General features: G+C 52.5%; 1 protein-coding gene. It reads left to right on the plus strand.

Annotated elements, in window-relative coordinates; all coding sequences use genetic code 11:
• A partial coding sequence (locus ACL9RM_RS26550) for an AMP-binding protein (RefSeq protein ID WP_414126709.1) occupies positions 1–402 on the plus strand: 402 nt, incomplete at both ends.

The following is a 402-nucleotide window of genomic DNA, read 5'->3' on the forward strand; positions in this document are numbered from 1 at the left end:
TATGTGCCGATGGATACGATGTATCCACAGGAGCGCATCGACTACATGCTCCAAGACAGTGGGGCCAAGGTCGTGATTACAAGCAGAGTTGCCAACCTGTCGCTCAGCTTGCCATCCACAGTTCGAGCTGTAGTCTTGGATGACGAGGACGTTCAAGCTCAACTGGGAGCACAGGATGCGAGCAATCTAATCCCTGTCGCCCGCCCGCATAACCTGGCCTATATGATTTACACGTCAGGTACCACCGGCCAGCCGAAAGGGGTCATGATCGAGCAGGGCAGTGTTAGCAATCTGGTAGATGCTTTATTGGAGCGAGTATACAGCCGTTATGAACAGCCGCTTCATGTCGCATGGCTGTCGGCATTTGTATTTGACGCTTCAGTGAAGCAAATCTTTGCCAGC

The sequence above is a fragment of the Paenibacillus sp. S29 genome, assembly GCF_049319765.1.
Classification (GTDB): Bacteria; Bacillota; Bacilli; order Paenibacillales; family Paenibacillaceae; genus Paenibacillus; species Paenibacillus polymyxa_B.